Annotated in this window: 11 protein-coding genes; 9 read left to right on the forward strand and 2 right to left on the reverse strand. The window is 39.1% G+C overall.

Annotated features, from left to right (window positions below; translation table 11 throughout):
* Positions 1-38 precede the first annotated feature (38 nt).
* Complete coding sequence (locus U9K52_RS15360) at positions 39-923, forward strand: hypothetical protein (RefSeq protein WP_263602163.1); 885 nt, start codon at positions 39-41, stop codon at positions 921-923.
* 46 nt (positions 924-969) lie between these two features.
* On the opposite strand, the gene U9K52_RS15365 is transcribed toward U9K52_RS15360, so the two are convergent.
* Positions 970-1,314, reverse strand: a complete 345-nt coding sequence (locus tag U9K52_RS15365) for a phosphomannose isomerase type II C-terminal cupin domain (protein WP_248388643.1) — start codon at positions 1,312-1,314, stop codon at positions 970-972.
* Between the two features lie 122 nt (positions 1,315-1,436).
* Here U9K52_RS15365 and gltX point away from each other — a divergent pair, with 122 nt between their 5' ends.
* Together gltX and U9K52_RS15375 are read left to right on the forward strand one after the other, a co-directional pair.
* Complete coding sequence (gene gltX / locus U9K52_RS15370; RefSeq protein ID WP_322927265.1) at positions 1,437-2,951, forward strand: glutamate--tRNA ligase; 1,515 nt, start codon at positions 1,437-1,439, stop codon at positions 2,949-2,951.
* Positions 2,952-2,999: 48 nt separating this feature from the next.
* On the forward strand, positions 3,000-3,956 hold the full coding sequence (locus U9K52_RS15375) for an acetyl-CoA carboxylase carboxyltransferase subunit alpha (RefSeq protein WP_248388647.1): 957 nt from the start codon (positions 3,000-3,002) through the stop codon (positions 3,954-3,956).
* Between the two features lie 53 nt (positions 3,957-4,009).
* Here U9K52_RS15375 and U9K52_RS15380 read toward each other — a convergent pair whose 3' ends face one another.
* On the reverse strand, positions 4,010-4,717 hold the full coding sequence (locus tag U9K52_RS15380; RefSeq protein WP_322927267.1) for a DUF6759 domain-containing protein: 708 nt from the start codon (positions 4,715-4,717) through the stop codon (positions 4,010-4,012).
* 143 nt (positions 4,718-4,860) lie between these two features.
* Here U9K52_RS15380 and tsf point away from each other — a divergent pair, with 143 nt between their 5' ends.
* The 6 genes from tsf to U9K52_RS15410 all read left to right on the forward strand — a co-directional run bounded on the left by tsf (position 4,861) and on the right by U9K52_RS15410 (position 22,106).
* Positions 4,861-5,685 carry a translation elongation factor Ts gene (gene tsf / locus U9K52_RS15385; protein ID WP_248388651.1) on the forward strand — a complete coding sequence of 275 codons (825 nt, stop codon included), beginning with the start codon at positions 4,861-4,863 and terminating at the stop codon, positions 5,683-5,685.
* A gap of 191 nt (positions 5,686-5,876) precedes the next feature.
* Positions 5,877-9,245 (forward strand): T9SS type B sorting domain-containing protein, encoded by a 3,369-nt coding sequence (locus U9K52_RS15390; protein ID WP_322927268.1) that lies wholly within the window; start codon positions 5,877-5,879, stop codon positions 9,243-9,245.
* 75 nt (positions 9,246-9,320) lie between these two features.
* On the forward strand, positions 9,321-12,461 hold the full coding sequence (locus tag U9K52_RS15395; RefSeq protein WP_263602158.1) for a gliding motility-associated C-terminal domain-containing protein: 3,141 nt from the start codon (positions 9,321-9,323) through the stop codon (positions 12,459-12,461).
* Positions 12,462-12,744: 283 nt separating this feature from the next.
* Positions 12,745-15,555: a T9SS type B sorting domain-containing protein gene (locus tag U9K52_RS15400; RefSeq protein ID WP_322927269.1), complete on the forward strand. Its 2,811-nt coding sequence runs from the start codon at positions 12,745-12,747 to the stop codon at positions 15,553-15,555.
* Positions 15,556-15,726: 171 nt separating this feature from the next.
* On the forward strand, positions 15,727-18,537 hold the full coding sequence (locus U9K52_RS15405) for a T9SS type B sorting domain-containing protein (RefSeq protein ID WP_322927270.1): 2,811 nt from the start codon (positions 15,727-15,729) through the stop codon (positions 18,535-18,537).
* Between the two features lie 164 nt (positions 18,538-18,701).
* Positions 18,702-22,106: a T9SS type B sorting domain-containing protein gene (locus U9K52_RS15410; RefSeq protein ID WP_322927271.1), complete on the forward strand. Its 3,405-nt coding sequence runs from the start codon at positions 18,702-18,704 to the stop codon at positions 22,104-22,106.
* The last annotated feature ends 22 nt before the right edge of the window (positions 22,107-22,128 follow it).

Below are 22,128 nucleotides of genomic sequence, written 5' to 3' on the forward strand. Positions count from 1 at the left end.
GTCCCGCCTTTTCCGGCTAACGAAAATAAGCATTTATTATGAGAGACAAAAAAAACATTATCAAAGCAGGCTATCTCCTATCTTATGATTACTCTTATATTTTTACTTCTGTAAAACAAATTTATGATCACGTAGACCGTATTGTTATCAGCTATGACGAAAACAATAAAACATGGGCAGGCAATGATATATATATTCCGGAAAGCTTTTTTTCAGAAATAAAAAGTCTCGATACGCAGCATAAAATCATATTGTACAAAGATAAATTCTACATTGAAGGTACTGCTCCGATGGATCTCGAAACAAGGCAAAGAAATATGATGGCCGAAAAAATGGGTAATGGCGGATGGCATATGCAAATTGACGGTGATGAATATGCTTATGACTTTAAAAAGCTCTCTCAATTTTTAAGAAAACACCAATATCTTTTAGCACATCCGGAAAAAAATCCTATCAATTTTCAGGTAGATTGGGTAACCTTATTCCGGCATGATGAAAGTGGTTTTTATATTATTGAACCATTTGAAGAAAAATGCTTTCTTATCACCAACTATCCAAAATACAATTATGCCAGAAGAACCAATACCGGACGAACATTGTCACTCGAATATCGTCTCATTCATCAGTCATGGGCAAGAGATGAAAATGAAATCCTTGAAAAAATAATGAACTGGGGACACAAAAATGATTTTGACACTATGAAATTTTTTGAATTCTGGAAAAGCATCCGTTCCGAAAACCATACTGAATTCATTGATTTCCATCCGCTTTCTCCTTCAGACTGGCATCAGCTTTCCTTTTTTCCTGCAGAAAATATTGATGATTTTATAAAAGCATTTGAAAAGAAGTTTCCGCAACCGGAACTTAAGCTTAACCTTTCAGCTACCAAGAAAATGAAACTTTGGCTGAAAAGTCTGTTTTAAAAAAGGCTGTCACAATTCCGGACAGCCGTTTTTTATTTACTAAAGATTAATTTCTGTCATATTCATCCTCAATCCTCACAATATCATCTTCCCCGAAATAAGTCCCGGTCTGCACTTCAATAAATACAACAGGCTTATCGGACAGATTCATCATTCTGTGCTTTGCACCAAGAGGGATGAAAATACTTTCTCCATATTTTAAACTGATCTCTTTATCATCCAGAACCACCGTAGCATCACCTTCGATAATGGTCCACTGCTCCTGTCTTTTATGATGGTACTGGTAAGAAAGCTTCTGCCCCGGATTCACTTCAATTCTTTTCAGTTTGTAATTCGGTTCATCTGCCAATACATAATATTTTCCCCAAGGTCTCTCCCCTATTTCTAACATAATTTAAGGCTTTTTTTATTATACAAAAGTAAATATTCGGATCAAAAAAGCAAGCAAACCATCTATTAAACATTCTTAAAACCGTATATTTTTAAGTAAATTTGCATAAAATTAAATTGAAAATGGAGAAAGTAAGAGTACGTTTTGCTCCAAGTCCTACGGGACCATTACATTTGGGGGGCGTAAGAACCGCATTATATGATTATCTTTTTGCTAAAAACCAAGGTGGCGAATTTGTATTGAGAATTGAAGATACCGACACCGCCAGATATGTTGAAGGTGCAGAAGAATATATCGAAGAAGCTTTAGAATGGTGCGGGATTATAGCCGATGAAAGCCCTAAAAAAGGAGGAAAATTTGCTCCGTACCGACAGTCTGAAAGAAGAGATATTTATGACCGGCATACGGAACAGATCCTAAAAACGGATTATGCCTATATCGCTTTCGACACTGCGGAAGAACTGGATGCCATCCGTGCAGAATACGAAACCAGAGGTGATGTCTTCTCTTATGACAACAGAACAAGAAACCAGCTAAGAAACAGCCTGGCTCTTTCTGAAGAAGAAGTAAAGAGGCTGCTCGACGAAAAAACACCGTATGTGGTAAGATTCAAAATGCCGGTAGACAGAACGCTGAACCTTGAAGACATTATCCGTGGAAAGTTCTCTGTTAATACCAATACTTTAGATGATAAAGTTCTGGTAAAAAATGACGGAATGCCAACCTATCATTTTGCCAACATCATCGATGACCACGAAATGGAAATTTCCCATGTGATCCGTGGTGAAGAATGGCTGCCATCTTTAGGTCTGCATACTTTATTATATGAAGCAATGGGTTGGGAAGCTCCACAGTTCGCACACCTTTCTTTGATATTAAAACCTGAAGGCAAGGGTAAACTGAGCAAAAGAGACGGCGATAAATTCGGGTTTCCCGTATTTCCGTTAAATTTTACGGATCCTGTTACAGGGCATATTTCTAAAGGATACCGGGAAAGCGGATATCTTCCGGAAGCATTTATCAATATGGTGGCTCTTTTAGGGTGGTCGCCTGCAGATGATAAAGAAATTTTATCCCTGGACGAAATGGCAAAAGAATTTGATTTAAATAAAGTTCATAAAGCCGGTGCGAGATTCAGCAAAGAAAAAGCAGAATGGTTCAACCATCAGTATATCCAGCAAAAATCTGATCAGGAATTGCTTGAAATTTTAAAAAAATCAGGTTTTAGCACAACGCTTTCAGATGAAAAATTACTTAAAATAATTTCCTTAATGAAAGAAAGGTTAACGTTTGTAGAAGATCTTACCCTTGATAACGAAAAAGGAAAATTTTTCTTTGAAGCACCTGTTTCTTATGATGAAAAAGCCTCAAAAAAAGCATGGAACGATCAAACTTCTGCTATTTTAGGGGAATTGGCTTCTCATTTGGAAAGCACGGAATTTAATGCTGAAAACCTGAAGCAGGCTATGCATGATTTCGCGGAAAACAAAGGTCTGGGAATGGGTAAAGTGATGATGCCTCTGCGTCTGTCTTTAGTAGGAGAACTAAAAGGTCCGGACGTTCCGGATATCATGGAACTTCTTGGAAAAGAGGAAACTATCTCCAGAATAAACAATGCAATTAATAATTTTAAATAGATTCATATAATTTTTCATAAATTTGAAAGATTTAATTTACTTCAAGAAATGGAATATTTAAGTTTCGAACTTCCTATAAAAGAGCTAATGGATCAACTTCAGACCTGTTCTTTAGTAGGAGAAGAAAGTGGTGTTGATGTAAAATTAGCATGTAGCCAAATCGAGGATAAGATTTTAGAAAAGAAAAAAGAAATCTACAGTAATCTTACGCCTTGGCAGAGAGTACAACTGTCCCGTCACCCGGATCGTCCTTACGCATTAGATTATATCAACGGAATGGCGGATAAAGGCAGCTTCCTTGAACTTCACGGAGACAGAAATTTCGCTGATGACCCGGCAATGGTAGGTGGCTTACTTACACTGGACGGACAGAAAGTGATGGTAATCGGTACTCAGAAAGGAAGAACTACAAAAGAAAGACAACACAGAAGGTTCGGAATGCCGAATCCTGAAGGATACAGAAAAGCGCTTCGACTGATGAAACTTGCTGAAAAGTTTCAGATTCCGGTGGTAACTTTGGTAGACACACCGGGAGCTTATCCCGGACTGGAAGCTGAAGAAAGAGGCCAGGGTGAAGCCATTGCAAGAAACATTTTTGAAATGGTTCAGCTTAAAACGCCGATCTTTACTTATATCATCGGCGAAGGTGCCAGTGGCGGAGCACTAGGAATTGGTGTAGGAAATAAAGTATACATGCTGGAAAACACCTGGTATACGGTAATTGCACCGGAAAGCTGTTCATCCATCCTTTGGAGAAACTGGGACCACAAGGAAGATGCAGCCAATGCTTTGAATCTTACCCCGAAAGATGCTTTAAGAGAAAAATTCATTGACGGTATTATTGAAGAACCTCTTGGAGGAGCACATTATGATCCGGCAGGCACTTTCCAGAATCTGAAGACTTCGATTTTACAGAACATCAAAGCCTTCTCAAAATTCACAGGACAGGAACTTGAAACCCAAAGACAGGATAAATTCATTGCCATGGGGCAATTTAAAGGATAACATAAAAAAGCCGGCTAAGAAATTTCTTAACCGGCTTTTTTTATGATATGCTTTTAATCTTCTCTGAGGTTCAACTCGATTTCAATATCTTTATTGATCTTTTTTAAGGATGAGTACTTTGCATCGCAAACCATTGTTGTAAGAATGTATTCTCCTTTTTCAACCAGCAGAAAATTCTGCCCGTTTGCCGGAACATCAAGATTATAATATTTTTTTCCGTTGATTTTTACGATAAGATTGCACTTCGATTTATTTTTGATATTGATGTATGCTTCCTTATCCATGGGATCATTATTAAACATATGGGTAAGCATTGCTGCCGTTTTTTTGTGCTGCTCACTTGCCCCCGATTTTTTACTGGTAGTTCCCGTAACACTGGCGTAATTCACAGTTCTTTCAGGCGTTGCCGCACCCGTATTAGCAGCTATGGCTTTCCCTTTGTTAAGATTATTGTTATCAATCACCATCTGTTTGATCTTATCTTCACTTAACGTTTTTATCGTTGGCTTAGCCTCCGGAGAATTATTTGCCATGACGATCTGCATAAGTTTTCTTTTGAAATAATCCGTTTTGGCGTGTCCGGGATTCTGCTTAAGGAATCCTGCAACAACTCTGGCTTCAGCAGTACTTTCCGCATCACTTTCAGTATAAATGATAACCGTTTCCTTTTCAACAATGGCTTTCGATTTTGCCTTTTTCTTTTTCTGTGAAAAACCAAGGGTAAATATGCATAAAAATATGAGGAGAAATATTTTTTTCATTAAAGAGACATTTAAAAATTATTAAATAATATAAATAACGCAAAAAGTCATTTTTTAGTTTATCATTAAAATCATTATCTTTGCGCAGCTTTAAAAGTAAGCTAAAAATTAATACGAATCTTAAATAAAAAAAAATAGATATTATGTCTTATACACCAGCTGCTGCAGACGTAGCAAAATTGAGAAACCAAACAGGTGCAGGTATGATGGACTGCAAAAAAGCTTTAGTAGAAGCTGAAGGAGATTTCGAAAAAGCAGTAGATATCCTTAGAAAAAAAGGACAGAAAGTAGCTGCAAACAGAGCAGACAGAGAATCTACTGAAGGGGCAGTGATCGCAAGAGTGAACGAAGACAACACGCTAGGTGCTGTTATTTCTTTAAACTGCGAAACTGACTTCGTTGGTAAAAACGAAGCTTTTATTGAACTGGCTTACGAACTTGCTGAAATGGCGATCTTTGCTGCTACAAAAGAAGAACTTTTGGCTACAGATTTCCACGGAATTACTGTTGCTGAAAAATTAGTTGAGCAGACAGGTGTAATCGGTGAAAAAATCGAAATCGGTGCATTCGAAAGAATTGAAGGGCCTTTCTTAGGAGCTTACATCCACGCTGGAAACAAAATCGCTGCTATCACTTCTCTTTCTGCTAATGTAGAAGGAGCTTCCGAAGCGGCTAAAGCTGTTTCTATGCAGGTAGCTGCTATGAACCCAATCGCTCTTGACGAAACTTCTGTTTCTCAGGCAACTATCGATAAGGAATTGGAAATCGAAAGAGAACTTCTTATTAAAGAAGGGAAACCGGAAAACATTATCGAAAACATCCTTAAAGGTAAAATGCAGAGATTTTACAAAGACAACACATTGGTACACCAGGCTTTCATTAAAGATGGAAGCATCACTGTTGCTGATTATGTAAAATCTGTAAATGCAGATCTTAAAGTAACAGGATTCGTAAGAGTAAGCTTATAATTCTATCCAGATTTAGAACATATAATCCCGGTGCTGGTCACCGGGATTTTTCATTTCCCAATTATAAGATCTTTTGATACATTAAAAATATATTAAATATTCAGCAATCTTGCATTTTATACATCACACCCGTTAAATTTATATAAATAATTGATTTTTAATACTTACATTTGCATCCCTTATTGACAAAAATGAAAAAACTTCTACTAACTATTTGTACTTTTTTTTGTTTATTATGCAATGCGCAGCTTGATACGGACCACTGGTTTGCTCCTATGGCATCAAAAGTCGGAAACAGCGCACTGCAAGGTTACCTATATCTTTCTACAAACGAGACAAGTCCCTTTAATGTTCAGATTTTTAATGACAATACATTATATACAACAGTACAGGTAAGCAAAGGCAACCCTGTGGAAGTAACAATTCCGGATTCTTTTCTCATCACCACTGATCAGCAGGACCTTTTCATCCCTAACTCTATGGGAATGTATGTAAAAGGACCTAAAAAGTTTTTTGCGAATTACAGATTTTCTCTTCAGAATCACGCAGAAATTATCACATCCAAAGGATTGGCTGGACTGGGAACTACTTTTTATGCAGGGATGGCTCCGAATAACAGTGATTCTCCGAATATAAGCGTGCCCATCATCAGTTCGACAATAGGTATTACAGCCACCGAAGACAATACAGCAGTAATCGTTTCCGGATATAATCCAAACGTTATTTTTTCCGATGGTTCCTCCACCCCCACAAAGACTTTCACGCTAAATAAGGGACAATCCTATATTATGGATGTACGTGCCGCAGACAGCCCGTTTAATCTTGACGGACTGATTGGTGCCAAAATAGTAGCCACAAAACCAATTTCCGTGACGAATGGAAATTTTAACGGAATGCATTATCCCGCGAATGGCCTTACCAATAATGACATCCTGATGGACCAGGCAGTGCCGGTAGACAGGCTTGGAAAAGATTTCGTAGTAGTAAAAGGTAACGGCTCCGGAAACTCACCAATGGAGTCGGCAATGGTAATTGCCACAGAAAACAACACCCAAATTACGGTTAATGGAGTCAATTTAGGGATCACTCTAAATGAAGGACAATATTACATGATCCCGAGCAGCAATTACATCAATCAGGGAAACGGAATATATAATATGGGAATTTCCACCAGTAAAAATGCTTATGTATATCAATTTTTGGCAGGAGTTTCCGGCGGAAACGAGTTTCCTACCGGAGGAATGAATTTTATTCCGCCTTTAAGTTGTTTCCTTCCCAATAAAATTGATGAGATCGGTTTTATTAATAAAATCGGAAACCAGGCATACAGCACAAGGCTCAACATCATTACCCAAACCGGCGCCAATGTCACTTTAAACGGAAACGCCATTAATGCGATATACGGTCCGGTTCCTGTGAACGGCAACCCAAATTGGGTAACCTATTCTATTCCAAGCGTTTCAGGAACCATTACGGTAAACTCCAATAAATCTGTTACAGCAGGAATTGCTGCCGGTAGTGGCGCCGTAGGATACGGTGGTTATTTTGCCGGATTTTCATCAGTGCCCGTTATTTCAAAAACCGGCGACTGCTACCTGGGAATTCTTTTGCAGGTGGACAACACCTATGATGCTTATCAATGGTACCTCAACGGAAATCCTATTCCGGGTGCAACCTCATATTCTATTAACCCTGAATTATACGGAGCAGGAACATACACCTGCCTCGTTACTAAAAATAACTGTGAGTCAAAATTAACTACCGGCTACAATTACACGCTGTGTCCACCCATTACGACAACAACCTATAATATCGGTTCATGCAATACCAAAGTTATTTCTCCTGCTTTTACAACATCGACTCAGACGATAGTGCCTGCCAATACAAGTATTATTCTGGCACCAACTTCAGGAACAGCAACCGTAAATCCTGTAACAGGGCAAATCACCTATACACCTAATCCAGGTCTTACGGCAGACACCACAGATAGCTTTATTTACTATGCTGAAGGCAACGGAAATCCTACTGATTTTGAATATTTTAAAATTATTATCAATATAGATGTTTTACAAACGTCAAACGGATCATTAACATCGTGTACCGATTCAAACGGAAACGGAATATTTGATCTTACCTCAGTAAACGTTACTCCGGATTCCGGAACTACAGTTCAGTATTTTACCAATGCAGCATTAACCGGCACCCCGATAGCTAATCCTGCAAATTATAACAGCCCCGCAGGAACAGTTTATGCCAACGTTACCTCTCAGTACGGATGCATAAAGACTGCACAAATCACGTTAATAACTAATCCTTCACCTTCTGTAAATACTGGAAATTTCAATGCAACATTATGTGATGATAATTTTGACGGAATTGTGAATGTAAATTTTACAACAGTTACCTCCGCAATTGTAACCAATCCTGCTGTCGTTAACGTAAGATATTATCTTCAGCAGACAGATGCCAATGCAGGAAATACCAATAACCTGCCAGCCAACTGGAGTTATACGGCCAATACAACAGTATATGTTCGTGTAGATGCAGTTACAGGAAACTGCCCGCCTGCTTTCGGACAGATAAATTTTAAAATAGGCAACAGAATTCCATTACTGGCTACTTCAGCAACCACAGATATCTGTGATAATGACATTAATGGCTCCGAAAGTGTAAATTTAAATGATTATAAAAACCTGTTTACCAATAATGCAGGTGTAACCCTAACATTCCACACTACGTTAGCCAATGCACAGGCCGGAACTAATTCTATATCTCCAGCACAGGTTATTACCGCATCTTCAACTATCTTTTATATAAGATTTACGAGCGCAACAGAGTGCCCAATCACAGGTGTTTTAACAATACTTTTAAAAGCTCCGAAAAAATCTGATGTTTTGAAAGATCAAATTGTCTGTGATGGAGAAAAAGTTATCTTAGATGCGGGTCCCGGCTTTACCTCTTACAAATGGAGTACAGGTGTAACAACACAAACCGTAAATGTGGGCACGGGAAGCTACTATGTAGATCTCGAATTCAACGGGTGTATATACCGTCAGACGGTAAATGTGACCACTTCAGCCTCTCCAACAATTACTAAAATTGAAGTATCAGGTTACAATGCAACAGTTTCCGTTTCCGGCGGAACACCTCCCTATCAATATTCTTTAAACGGAATTGATTATCAGACTTCTAATATATTTACAGGCTTATCAAGAGGCTTACACACCGCTTATGTTCTGGGTGCAGACCAATGCTCTCCCGTGATAAAAGAGTTTTTAGTTTTAAACCTGATCAATGCAATTACCCCAAATGGAGACGGGATTAATGATGTTCTGAATTATTCAGATCTTAAAATTAAACAAAATGTTTCCATAGAAGTTGTAGACCGCTATGGAGCTCCTGTCTACAAGTCTTCTGATAAAAATTATATCTGGGATGGAAAGGTGAACGGGAGACCATTGTCTACGGGAACTTATTGGTACGTGCTGAAATGGACGGAGCCTGACACGAAATTACCGGTTTCCTATTCCGGATGGCTTTTAATTAAAAATCGTGAATAAAAACAACTTTTTAATGTTTTTTTAACAATATATTGAATAATAGTTTATTTTTGTAGAAATCATAATCCATACCATATGAAAAGATTTCTATTATCTTTCGTATTAATGCTTTTTGCAGTTAATACTTTTTTTGCACAGAGAGATACGGAACATTGGTTTGCACCGATGAAAAACAAAACAGGTTTAACCGGTGGCGCAAACAGCCAGTCCATCTATTTCTCTACCGATTCCACGGTTCCTTTTGATGTGGATATTTACAATAATAACACCGTAATTGCTACCGTGAATATTGTTAAAGGAAGTCCTGTAATATACAATCTTCCTATAACCGCCGGAAACTCGAATATCGTTACATCACTCCAGGCTGATGCCTTCACACCGATCACTAAGGGCATTTACACAAAAGGCTCCAAACCTTATTATGCCAATTTTAGAATTTCGGTTCCAAGTCACGGCGAAGTTATAACCTCTAAAGGAAAAGCCGGAATCGGTAAAAAGTTTTATGCAGCAGCTGCACCGATCACGGATATCAGCGGAGGGGGCATTTACAACTTCACGACGGGAATCCTTGCAACAGAAAACAATACGGTTGTTACCGTTTCAGGATATTCTCCAAGTGTTGTATTTTCAAACGGCACTACGGGAGCTACCACTCCATCTATGTCTTTTACCCTTAATAAAGGACAATCTTATATTATCGAAGGAGTAGGAAACCAGTCCGGAAATGCCACCGGATTCATTGGGGCAAAAATTGAAGCCGACAAGCCTGTATCCGTAACCAACGGTAACTTTAACGGCCAGTTTGCATGGGGAGCTGTAGGAGGAAGCTCGGATATCATTATGGACCAATCCGTTCCGGTAGAACGATTAGGAAATGAATTTGTTTTGGTAAAGGGAAATGGTAACGTTTCCGCCCAGATGGAAGACGCCCTGATCATTGCTACTGAAAACAACACAGAAGTACGCATCAACGGCGGCCCGGTAGTAGCAACCCTTAATGAGGGACAATTTTACAGAGTAAACGGTCCCAATGCCGGAGCTCCCGCCAATAACGTTAATTATATCAATCAGGGTAACGAACATTATAACATGTACATTAAAACTTCTAAAAATGTATATGTTTACCAGCTTCTTGCAGGTCTAGCAACCAGTATTGCAACTTTAGGATATAATTATATTCCGCCTTTGAACTGCTTCTTACCGCGAAAGATTGATGAGATTGCTTTAATCAATGACCTGAATGGCGTTTCAAATGATATTAAATTAAATATACTTACAGAAGCTGGAGCTACTGTTACCTATACCGTCGGAGCAGGAGCTCCGGTTACACCAACTGCAGCACAGGGTCCATATCCTGTGCAGGGAACTTCAGCATGGGTATCCTACTCCATTGCAGGACTATCCGGTAATATTACGGTAAACTCTACAAAAGCAGTAACAGCAGGTATTGCAGGAGGAAGCGGAGTTGTTGGATATGGAGGATATTTTGCAGGATTTTCATCTGTTCCGGTAATTGCCAAACAAACCGGAGACTGTGTTCCGGGAATTGTTCTTGAAGTTGATGATAGTTTTGAGACCTATCAGTGGTTTTTAAATGATGTCGCAATTCCGGGTGCTACGCAAAATGTATATACTCCGACTCAGGCAGGAAATTATACGGTAAAAGTGACAATGGGAACTTGTCCTCCTGTAACCACTCCTATCTACAAGGTGTTCTCATGTGTAACCAATACGACAACCAGCCTCAATGTATGTGCTACTAAAGTAATTACACCTGCATTTTCATTCAACACAACACAGACTCCTGTGGCAAGCACTGTAACTATTCTTACTTATCCTGCACATGGAACAGCAACACTGAACCCTTCAACAGGGCAAATCACCTACATTCCGAATCCAGGCTATTTAGGTGCGGACACTATTGTTTATCAGTTCTGCGGTAACGCTACTGAGTTTATTGATTGTGAACATGTAACTTTAAATCTAAATGTTGTTCCTTTCATTTTAACCGATACCACCATTAAAGCATGCCAATATAACGGAAAAGGATTCTTTGATCTGACAACAGCTATTGTAACATTATACAATCCTGTCACCAAGAAATTCTACCCTACGCTGGCAGATCTTAATGCAGGAACCAACCTGATCACTAATCCAACCAATTATTTTTCGGCGGAAGGATTTGTATACGTACAAGTAACTACTAATGAAGGTTGTGTTGGAAATGCCAAAATAACACTAGCATTCTTCCCTTCGCCTGTAGTAACAGAAGCAACTTTAAGTGAGTGTTTCCTTGAAACTGATGAAGGTAAGGCAAAATTTGATCTTACTATTGCCAGCGTAACAACAGAAAGTCCGGTTACGAAAAAGTATTATCCTACATTTGTGGATGCAAGTAACGGAACCAACGAAATCCTGAACGCAGACACTTATATCTCCGGAAACGGGACTGCCTATGTGAGAGTTTACAATAGTAATCAGTGTTATTCTATTGCTAAGGTTAATCTGAAAGTTATTCCTCCGAAAAGATCTGCGATTCTTACTGATAAAATCATCTGTATCGACGGAAGAACCAATCTTGACGCCGGACCGGGATATGCTTCTTATGAATGGAATACCGGAGCAACCACACAGGTACTGGAAGGTGTTTCCGTAGGTGAATACTGGGTAATCCTTGAAGATAACGGATGCTTTGTAAAACAGATGGTATACGTGAAAAAAGCAGATACTCCGGTTATTAGTGAAATTGAAATATCAAATAATACGGTAACTGTTCATGTAACAGGAGGTAAAGGGCCTTATCAATATGCTGTAGATTCGCCAACCAACTGGCAGGATTCCAATGTATTCACCGGGCTTACAAGAGGACAGCACGTGTTCTATGTAAAAGATGCATACAACTGTACACCGGTTTCTGTTGAGATAACCGTACCAAACCTTATTAATGCAATTACCCCTAACGGCGATAATAAAAATGACTTTATCGATTATAGCGAACTTTCTTACAAAGACAATCTTTCATTTGTTGTTTACGACAGATATGGAAATAAGATATTCACAGGAGATAAATTCAATAATTACAAATGGGACGGGAAGCATTATGATAAAAAATTGATAACCGGAACATACTGGTATCATATTAATTGGAATGAACCTAATAAAGAAAAAACTCCAGTTAAATATACAGGTTGGATATTAGTGAAAAATATAGACTGATAAATACCAAATACATATATTTTGGCTGTCCTTGAGACAGCCTTTTTTATTTAAAATAACTGCTAATTAACACTGAACGACCTCATTTATTTCTAAAAAAATCTCGCAATATACAAAAATATTAATGACTTTGATGTAGTACTATTTATTATCAATCAAACGAAATAACGAATTTAACAATTATATGAATATTGTGGTATTAATTATATAGTTTTTTTCTATTTTTTATAAGGATTGTATTAAAATAATGTTTTATTTTTGCATTAGTCTTAATTTACTTGTTATGAAAAAAAATTTATTTGCCTTTTTATTATTGCTCTTTGGCATTAATATTACCTTTGCTCAAAAAGATACTGAGCATTGGTTTGCACCGTATTTTGATAAAACAGGCTCGAGCTATAAACATGCATTATATTTCTCTACAGACTCCGTAGTTCCATTCGAAGTAAAGATTTATAGTCATAATGACATTATCGGCACAGTAACGATCAGCAAAGGGTCGCCACAGGTTTTCAATTTACATTTTAGTAAAATAAGAGTCGTAGGAACATCCAATGCCGGAGTTCCTATTAATGTGGGACTTTACACAAAAGGCGACAAACCCTATTTTGTATCATTAAGAGTCGCTATAATTTCGCATGGCGAAATCATTACCTCTAAGGGCAAAGCAGGGATTGGCACTAAATTCTATGCAGCAGCCGCTCCTCTTACAGCAACCGGTACCTTATATAATTTTACCACAGGGATCATGGCTACAGAGAACAACACGGTTGTTACCGTATCCGGGTACGATCCTAACGTACAATTTACAAACATCCCTACTCCCACACCCTCTACACTCACTGTTACATTAAATAAAGGACAATCTTATATTCTTACCGGGAATACCGATGTGCCCGCTAATAAAGAAGGATTTATCGGAGCGAAGATAGAATCAACCAAACCAGTATGTGTAACAAATGGAAATGCGAATGGTTTCTATGCCACGGGAACCGTCGACGGCTCTGATCTTATTATGGATCAGTCCGTTCCTACAGAACGCCTCGGCAATGAATTTGCCATGGTAAAAAGTATTTCTACCAGCACTGCAAACATGGAAGGAGGAATTATAATTGGCACCGAAAATGGCACCGATATCTATCTGAATGATTCTACGACACCTGTTGCTACCATTAATGAAGGAGACTATTACAGGATTCTTGCCAATCAATATAAAAATCAGGGAGGAGGACATTTTAATCTGTATGTAAGAACGACAAAGAATGTGTATCTGTATCAGTTGGTGGGAGCAGGAGCAGCTAATAATACCGGCGGATATAATTATATACCACCGTTGAACTGTTTTCTTCCAAGAAAAATTGATGAAATTGGAAATATCAATCAGATGCCATATATCACATCTGCCATCAATCTGAAACTTAATATTTTGACAGAAGCAGGAGCTGCTGTTACTGTAAACGGTGTGACACCTACTGCCGCACAGGGACCTTATCCCCTTACCGGAAATTCTCAATGGGTCACCTACGCCATTCCAGGAATTACAGGAAACGTAACCGTTACCTCAACAAAAGCCGTAACTGCAGGAGTAAACGGGGGATATAGTACCGCAGGATATGGAGGATATTTTGCAGGCTTCTCTTCTATTCCGTTAATTACAAAAAAAACGGGAGACTGTATTCCCGGACTAATACTGGAAGTTGCGGACAGCTATGACACCTATCAGTGGTACCGAAACGGAGTTCCTGTTTCGGGAGCCAATTCCTACAGCTATACACCTACAGTTTCCGGAAACTATACCGTAAAAGTTACGATGGGCTCTTGTACTCCGGCAATAACACCGGTATATAAGGCGTATAAGTGCTTACAGCAAACAACAAAAAGCATGATCCTGTGTGAGGCCTTCCACACCATAATCCCTGAATTTACCAATTCTACACAGACTTATGTTCCCAATACGGTAATCATTATAACACCGCCTGTAAACGGAACGGCAGTGATTAATCCTAACGGAGCAATTATTTATACACCAAACCCAGGATTTTTAGGAAACGACACCATTGTTTATAAATTCTGCGGAAATGATCCGGAATTTCCAGATTGTGAACAGGTAACTCTGAACTTAACAGTTTCAGCAAGTCCAACGGCAAACGATGTTATTTTAAGATCATGTTCATTAATCTCCAATCCTTCGACGGCTTCATTCAACCTGGCGACCGCTCCTGTAACTTCAAGCCAGGGAGTTACAAAAAAATATTACCCATCTATTACCGATGCACAAAACGGAACGAATGAAATTCTTAATCCCGCTGCATACATTGCTCCAAACGGAGTTGTCTTTGTAAAAGTAAGTATAACAAGTTTATGTTTCAGAATTGCGAAAATAACGCTGGTTGTACTTCCTCCTGCGCATTCTGATATTTTAAAAGACAAAATTATTTGCATGGAAAAGACTACAACACTCGACGCAGGACCAGGATTTGACGGGTATCAATGGAGCACCGGGGCGACAACGCAATCGATCAATAATGTGACAGTGGGTACGTATTGGGTAGACTTGAAGACCGGAGAATGCGTCACAAGACAAAACGTAAAAGTATACCCGTCCGAACAGCCGGTTATCTCAAATATCGAGGTATCAAATAATACCGTTACCATACACGCCATCGGAGGAACGGAACCATACCAATACTCAACCGACAACATCAACTGGCAGGATTCTAATGTGTTCACAAATATACCGAGGGGAGGTCTGGTTTTTTATGTAAAAGACAATTACGGATGCACGCCTATTTCCACAGAAGTTACCATTCCGAATTTAGTGAATGTCATCACGCCTAACGGAGATGGGATAAATGATATTCTTGATTATTCGGCACTGGCTTACAAACCGGATTTTAAATTCAGTATTTTTGACCGTTACGGAAGTAAGATCCATGAAGGAAATAAAACAAACAGCTACAAATGGGACGGAACCATGGTAGGCCGAAAAGTACCTACTGGAAGTTATTGGTTTGACATCAGCTGGAATGAACCTAATAAAGAAAAAACTCCGATAAAATATACAGGTTGGATACTTGTAAAAAACATTGATTAATATAAATGATTATAATTAAAAAAGGGACCGTCTTAAGACAGTCCTTTTTTATTTAAATACCAGCTGCTTTTTATTATAGCTTATAAAATTCATTTTGAAAGTGTTTTTCAATATAATATAATCAATTTTTAAAATATTCTGTTATTTTTGCAATAATCCTAATTCCTATCTATGAAAAGATTTCTATTATCTTTCGTATTAATGTTTTTTGGCATTAATACAATTTTTGCGCAAAGAGACACAGACCATTGGTTTGCCCCTTATTTTGATGTATCAAGTTCCACCTATAACCACGGGTTATATTTGTCAACAGATTCCACGACTCCATTTGAAGTTAAAATTTACAATAACAATGCTGTTATCGGGACTGTTACCATCAGTAAAGGTGCACCTCAGGTTTTTAATCTCAATACCAATACCATAAGAACCACCAGTATTTCTGCTGCAGGCGTTCCTAATAATATGGGAGTATATACAAAGGGAGACCGTCCGTATTTTGTTTCCCTGAGGGCTGCAGTAAGTTCGCATGGAGAAATCATTACCTCTAAAGGGAAGGCCGGAATCGGAACAAAATTTTATGCTGCCGCCACTCCTATTACAACTACCGGTTCGCAGTATAATTTTACCACAGGGATCATGGCAACAGAAGACAACACAACCGTTACCATATCCGGATACGATCCGAATGTACAGTTTGCCAACATTCCGACGCCTACACCACTTACACTCACCGTTACATTAAATAAAGGGCAGTCTTATATTCTTACCGGAAACGGCGGCGTAGTAGCCAACAGAGAAGGATTTATCGGAGCAAAAATAGAAGCAACAAAACCTATTTCCGTAACAAACGGAAATTCGAATGGCTTCTATGCAACAGGCAGCAATGATGGCTCCGATCTTATTATGGACCAATCTGTTCCAACAGATCGTCTCGGCAATGAATTTGCGATGGTAAAAAGTATTTCTACCAGCCCAAACAATATGGAAGGCGGAATTATAATAGGTACCGAAAATGACACAGATATCTATTTGAATGATTCCACAACACCTGTTGCCACGATTGATGAAGGAGAATATTACAGGATTCTTGCCAATCAATATAAAGATCAGGGAGGAGGCCATTCTAACCTGTATGTAAGAACAACAAAAAATGTATACCTGTATCAGTTGGTGGGGGCAGGTTCTGCCAATAATACCGGAGGATATAATTATATTCCGCCGTTAAACTGTTTCCTGCCAAGAAAAATTGATGAAATCGGAAATATCAATCTGATGCCGGGTATTACTTCTGCCATCAATTTAAAACTTAATATTTTAACAGAAGCAGGAGCTGCGGTAACAGTGAATGGTGTAACTCCTACTGCTGCGCAGGGACCTTATTCCCTTACTGGAAACTCTCAATGGGTTACCTACGCCATTACCGGGATTACAGGAAACGTAACCGTTACCTCAACAAAAGCAGTAACTGCAGGAGTAAACGGAGGATACAGCACAGCAGGATATGGGGGCTATTTTGCAGGCTTCTCTTCCATTCCTTTAATTGCAAAACAAACGGGAGACTGTATTCCAGGGCTTGTACTTGAAGTTGATGACAGCTACGAAACATACCAGTGGTTTTTAAACGGAAACCCTATTCCAGGTGCTAACTCTAACAGCTATACACCAACAGTCGCCGGAAACTATACCGTAAGAATTACGGTAGGATCTTGTGCGCCTGCTACTACACCGATATATAAAGTATTTACCTGCCTTCAGGAAACTAATAAAAGTATTACTGTTTGTGAAGGATTCCAGGCTATTATTCCTGAATTCACAAGCTCGGCACAGACATATGTCGCCAGCACGGTAACAATTGTAACACCTCCGGCAAACGGAACAGCTGTTATTGATCCGAACGGAGTGATTATCTATACTCCGAATTTCGGATTTGCAGGTACAGATACCATTGTTTATAAATTCTGTGGGAATGATCCCGAATTTACAGACTGCGAGCAAGTTACTTTAACTTTAACAGTTTCTGAAAGTCCGACGGTAAACGATGCTACTTTAAGATCGTGCTTTATAGAATCAAATCCTGCAACAGCCTTATTCAACCTTACAACCGCTCCCGTAACAGGAACTACCGGGGTTGTAAAACAATACTATCCATCCCCTACCGATGCACAGAACGGAACCAATGAAATCCTCAACCCAGATAACTATATTGCGCCAAACGGAGTTGTTTTCATAAAAGTCAGCAATGTTAACGGATGTTTCAGAATCGCGAAAGTTACCTTGGTTGTACTTCCGCCTGTCTACTCAACTGTACTTGAAGATAAAATCATTTGTATGGAAGATACGACAACATTAGATGCAGGAGCAGGCTTTGACGGATATCAATGGAGCAACGGAGCGACAACACAGTCAATCAATAATATGACAGTAGGTACCTATTGGGTAGATCTGAAGACCGGAGACTGCGTAACAAGACAACAGGTAAAAATATATCCTTCTGAACAGCCGGTTATTTCGAATATTGAAATTTCAAATAATACTGTTACTGTAAACACAATTGGTGGAACGGCACCTTACAGCTATTCATCAGACAATATCAACTGGCAGGATTCTAATGTATTTACAAATGTTCCGCGAGGTAATACCATATTTTATGTAAAGGATGATTATGGCTGTGATCCCATTACAGTGGAAGTTACCGTTCCGAATTTAATTAATGTCATCACGCCTAACGGAGACGGGATAAATGATATTCTTGATTATTCGGCACTGGCTTACAAACCGAATTTTAAGTTTAATATTTTTGACCGTTACGGAAGTAAAATCCATGAAGGAAATAAAGCAAACAGCTATCAATGGGATGGTGCAATCGGAGGCAAAAAAGTATCAACAGGCAATTATTGGTTTGATATAAGCTGGAATGAACCTAATAGCAAGAATACGCCAATCAAGTATTCCGGATGGATTATGGTAAAAAACAGAGAATAGATATTTATCAATTACAATTCAATAAGAGGCTGTCTTTCGAGATGGTCTCTTTTGTTTAATATATATGTATAACTAAAAAAACATGATCCTGAGCAGTTTATTTTGCTATTTTAAATAAAACAATTATAATTTATTATTAAATTTGTAATAAAAGCAACAACTTAATGAAAAAAGTTTTATCTATTTTATTTATATTTTATTTCTTAAGCTCTTTGTTTGGTCAATTGGACAGAGAGCACTGGTTTGCCCCTATGGTAGATAGAACTGCAAATCCTAATCCTTTCCAAAGGCTTTATCTTTCCACTAACCGCACCACACCTTTCCCCGTAAATATATATAATAACAATACAATAATTGCCACTGTAACAATCAGCAAAGGGAATCCCCAGAAAATTGACATTCCGAGGGATATGATTATTACGACACAACAGACCGACCTTTTTACAACAACTACAAAAGGTCTGTATGTAAAAGCAGAATTTCCTTTTTATGCCAATTTCAGATTTTCAGTCTATAACCATGCCGAAATTATAACCTCCAAGGGAATCCCTTCTACCGGAAAACTTTTTTATGCAGCGAATGCCCCGATTACGGTAAGTAACAATATCCTGAATTTCATGGCAAGCGTTCTGGCAACGGAAGATAATACAACCGTTACGGTTTCGGGGTATAAACCCGGCGTACAGTTTTCTAATGGTACAACCGGCGCCACCAATCCTGCAATAACTTTCACCCTAAATAAAGGGCAATCCTATATCATCGACGGAATAGGAAATATTCCCGGAAATTCTGACGGCTTTATTGGAGCTAAAATTGTTTCAAACAAACCGGTAAATGTTACAAATGGTAACTTCAACGGGCAGTATGCCGGAAATTTTGACACCAGCTCTGATATCCTTATGGATCAGGCTGTCCCCGTCGAAAGGCTCGGAAACGAATTTGCCTTGGTAAAGGGTAACGGAAGCCTTACTTCGAATATGGAAGGGGCTCTTGTAATTGCAACTGAAAATAATACTGAAGTACGCGTTAATGATGAAACAGCGCCAATTGCTACATTGAATACCGGACAGTATTTCATGATTCCCGGCTCAAAATATCAGCTGCAGGGGAACGGGCACTATAATCTGTACATCAGGACTTCGAAGAATGCCTATATCTACCAGGTTCTTGCAGGTGCAAGCAATGCAGGGAATGAAGTTGCAACAGGGGGATTCAACTTTATTCCCGCGCTCAACTGCTACTTACCTAAACAAATCAACGAGCTTGGTCTTATTGATGAAAACTTTGTGTTTTCAAATGGAAATCCAGCCGGAATTCTGAATGTTCCCACAAAGCTGAATCTTATCACGGAACGCGGTGCCGTAGTTACTGTAAATGGTGCTACGCCGCCTGCTACAACAGGCCCTTTTAATATGACGGGAACCAATAACTGGGTTACGTACGGAATTCCCAACACCACAGGAACTATAACAATTGTATCTTCCAAAGCGATTACGGCAGGAATTACCGCCGGGAGTGATGCCGTAGGGTACGGTGGTTTCTTTGCAGGATTCCCTACACAGCCGGTTATCCTAAAAACAGGAGGAGACTGTGCGCCCGGTATTGTTCTTACGGTGGACCCTGTTATTTATGATACATACCAATGGTATAACAACGGAAATATAATCCCCGGCGCTACTGGCCCGTCAATATCTCCCACCCAATCGGGATACTATACCTGCTCCGTTACAATGGGAAGCTGTGCTCCGCTGATAACAGAACAATTCAAGGTATTAAACTGTACAAAACTTTCATCAGCAGCCTATGATCTTTGTACTTCCAAAACAATTACTCCCGCCTTTACAAGTTCATCCCAAGCACCTGTTGCTTCCACCGTATCTATCCTTACCGCACCAACGCTGGGAACAGCAACCGTAAACCCGACGACCGGAGTCATAACCTACACGGCAACAAATCCCGGAACCGCAGCAACAGATACTTTTACCTATACTTTCTGCGGAAATGATCCGGTATTCACCGACTGTGAAACCGTAACCGTTACGATGAATATTCAGTCCGTGATTGTAAATAATGCTACGATCACTGCCTGTAATAATGGCTCGGGACAGGGAATATTTAATTTAACATCTGCCAATGTCACCAGCAATTCGCCGGTAACAATTACATACTATCCATCACTGACGGATGCCCAAAATGAAACACCGGCAGCTCAGATAACAGCACCAACCAATTATACTGCTACAAACGGAACCGTTATATATGCTGTAGTAAAAAATAATCTCGGATGTAAAAACATTGCGCAGATTACCCTTAATCTATATACTTATGCCACCATCATTAACAATTATACAGGAACATTCTGTGATGGCAATCTTGATGGTGCGGTTGAGGTTATTTTATCCAACATCACTCCTATTGTTTTATCAAATCCTACCTATTTTCCATTAGTAAGATATTATGCAAATATAACAGATGCCAATATCGGAAATAATAATACCCTCCCGAATAACTGGTCTTACACAGCTCCAACAACGATTTACATAAGAGTAGACTCACCAGACGGATGCGCACCCGTAGTAAAACCCCTTAATTTTATTATCGGACCTAAAATCCCGTTGACAAATGCAACCCTATTGGAAACTATATGTGATGATAATCTGGATGGTTCCAAATTAATTGATTTATTGCCTTACATTAGCCAATTTACCCCAGATCCTGCAGTAACGCCTACTTTTTTTGCAACACAATTGAATGCACAGAATAATACTTCGCCGCTTGCAAATCCGGTTAATATTACCGGAGTACAAACCATCTATATACGTTTTGAAAAACCTGGGATATGTCCTAACATAGCCTCAATTACTATTAATCTAAAAACACCGAAGCATTCCGATGTTTTAGTGAGTAAAGAGATTTGTCCGCAAACAAAAACCATCTTGGATGCCGGACCGGGCTTTACCAGTTATGTATGGAGTACCGGCGCTACAACACCTTCTATCAGCAATGTAGGACCGGGTAATTATTGGGTGGATCTTACTTTTGACGGCTGTACTTACAGACAGAATGTAACCGTAACAGAATCTGTTCTTCCGGTAATCGGCAGCATTGAGATAAATGGAAGCACCGTCACCATCGGTGTGAGCGGAGGAACTCCCCCTTATGAATATTCCTTAGACGGAATAAACTGGCAGAGCTCTAATGTTTTTACCAATGTACCGCGTGGAAATCAGATTGTCCATGTTCGTGATTCCAACCGATGCGATGACGTGATAAAATCCTTTGTCATGATTAATCTTATCAATACCATTACGCCAAACCTGGATGGTTATAATGACTCTATTGATTATTCAGCATTAATGGATAAAGAAAACATTGTATTCAGAATATTCGACCGGTATGGTGCTGAAATTTTCAGGGGAGACAAATCCAACAGATTCATTTGGGATGGCAAAATTCAGGGCGGAAGACCTATAAACACTGCAACTTACTGGTATCTGTTAAGCTGGACCGAATCTAAAGGTGCAACCACGGTAAAATACACAAGCTGGCTATTGGTCAAAAATTATTAATTTTAGAAGTAATAAAGAATAC

Origin of the sequence: Chryseobacterium sp. MHB01 (genome assembly GCF_034651565.1) — a bacterium.
In the GTDB taxonomy this organism is placed as follows: Bacteria; Bacteroidota; Bacteroidia; order Flavobacteriales; family Weeksellaceae; genus Chryseobacterium; species Chryseobacterium nepalense.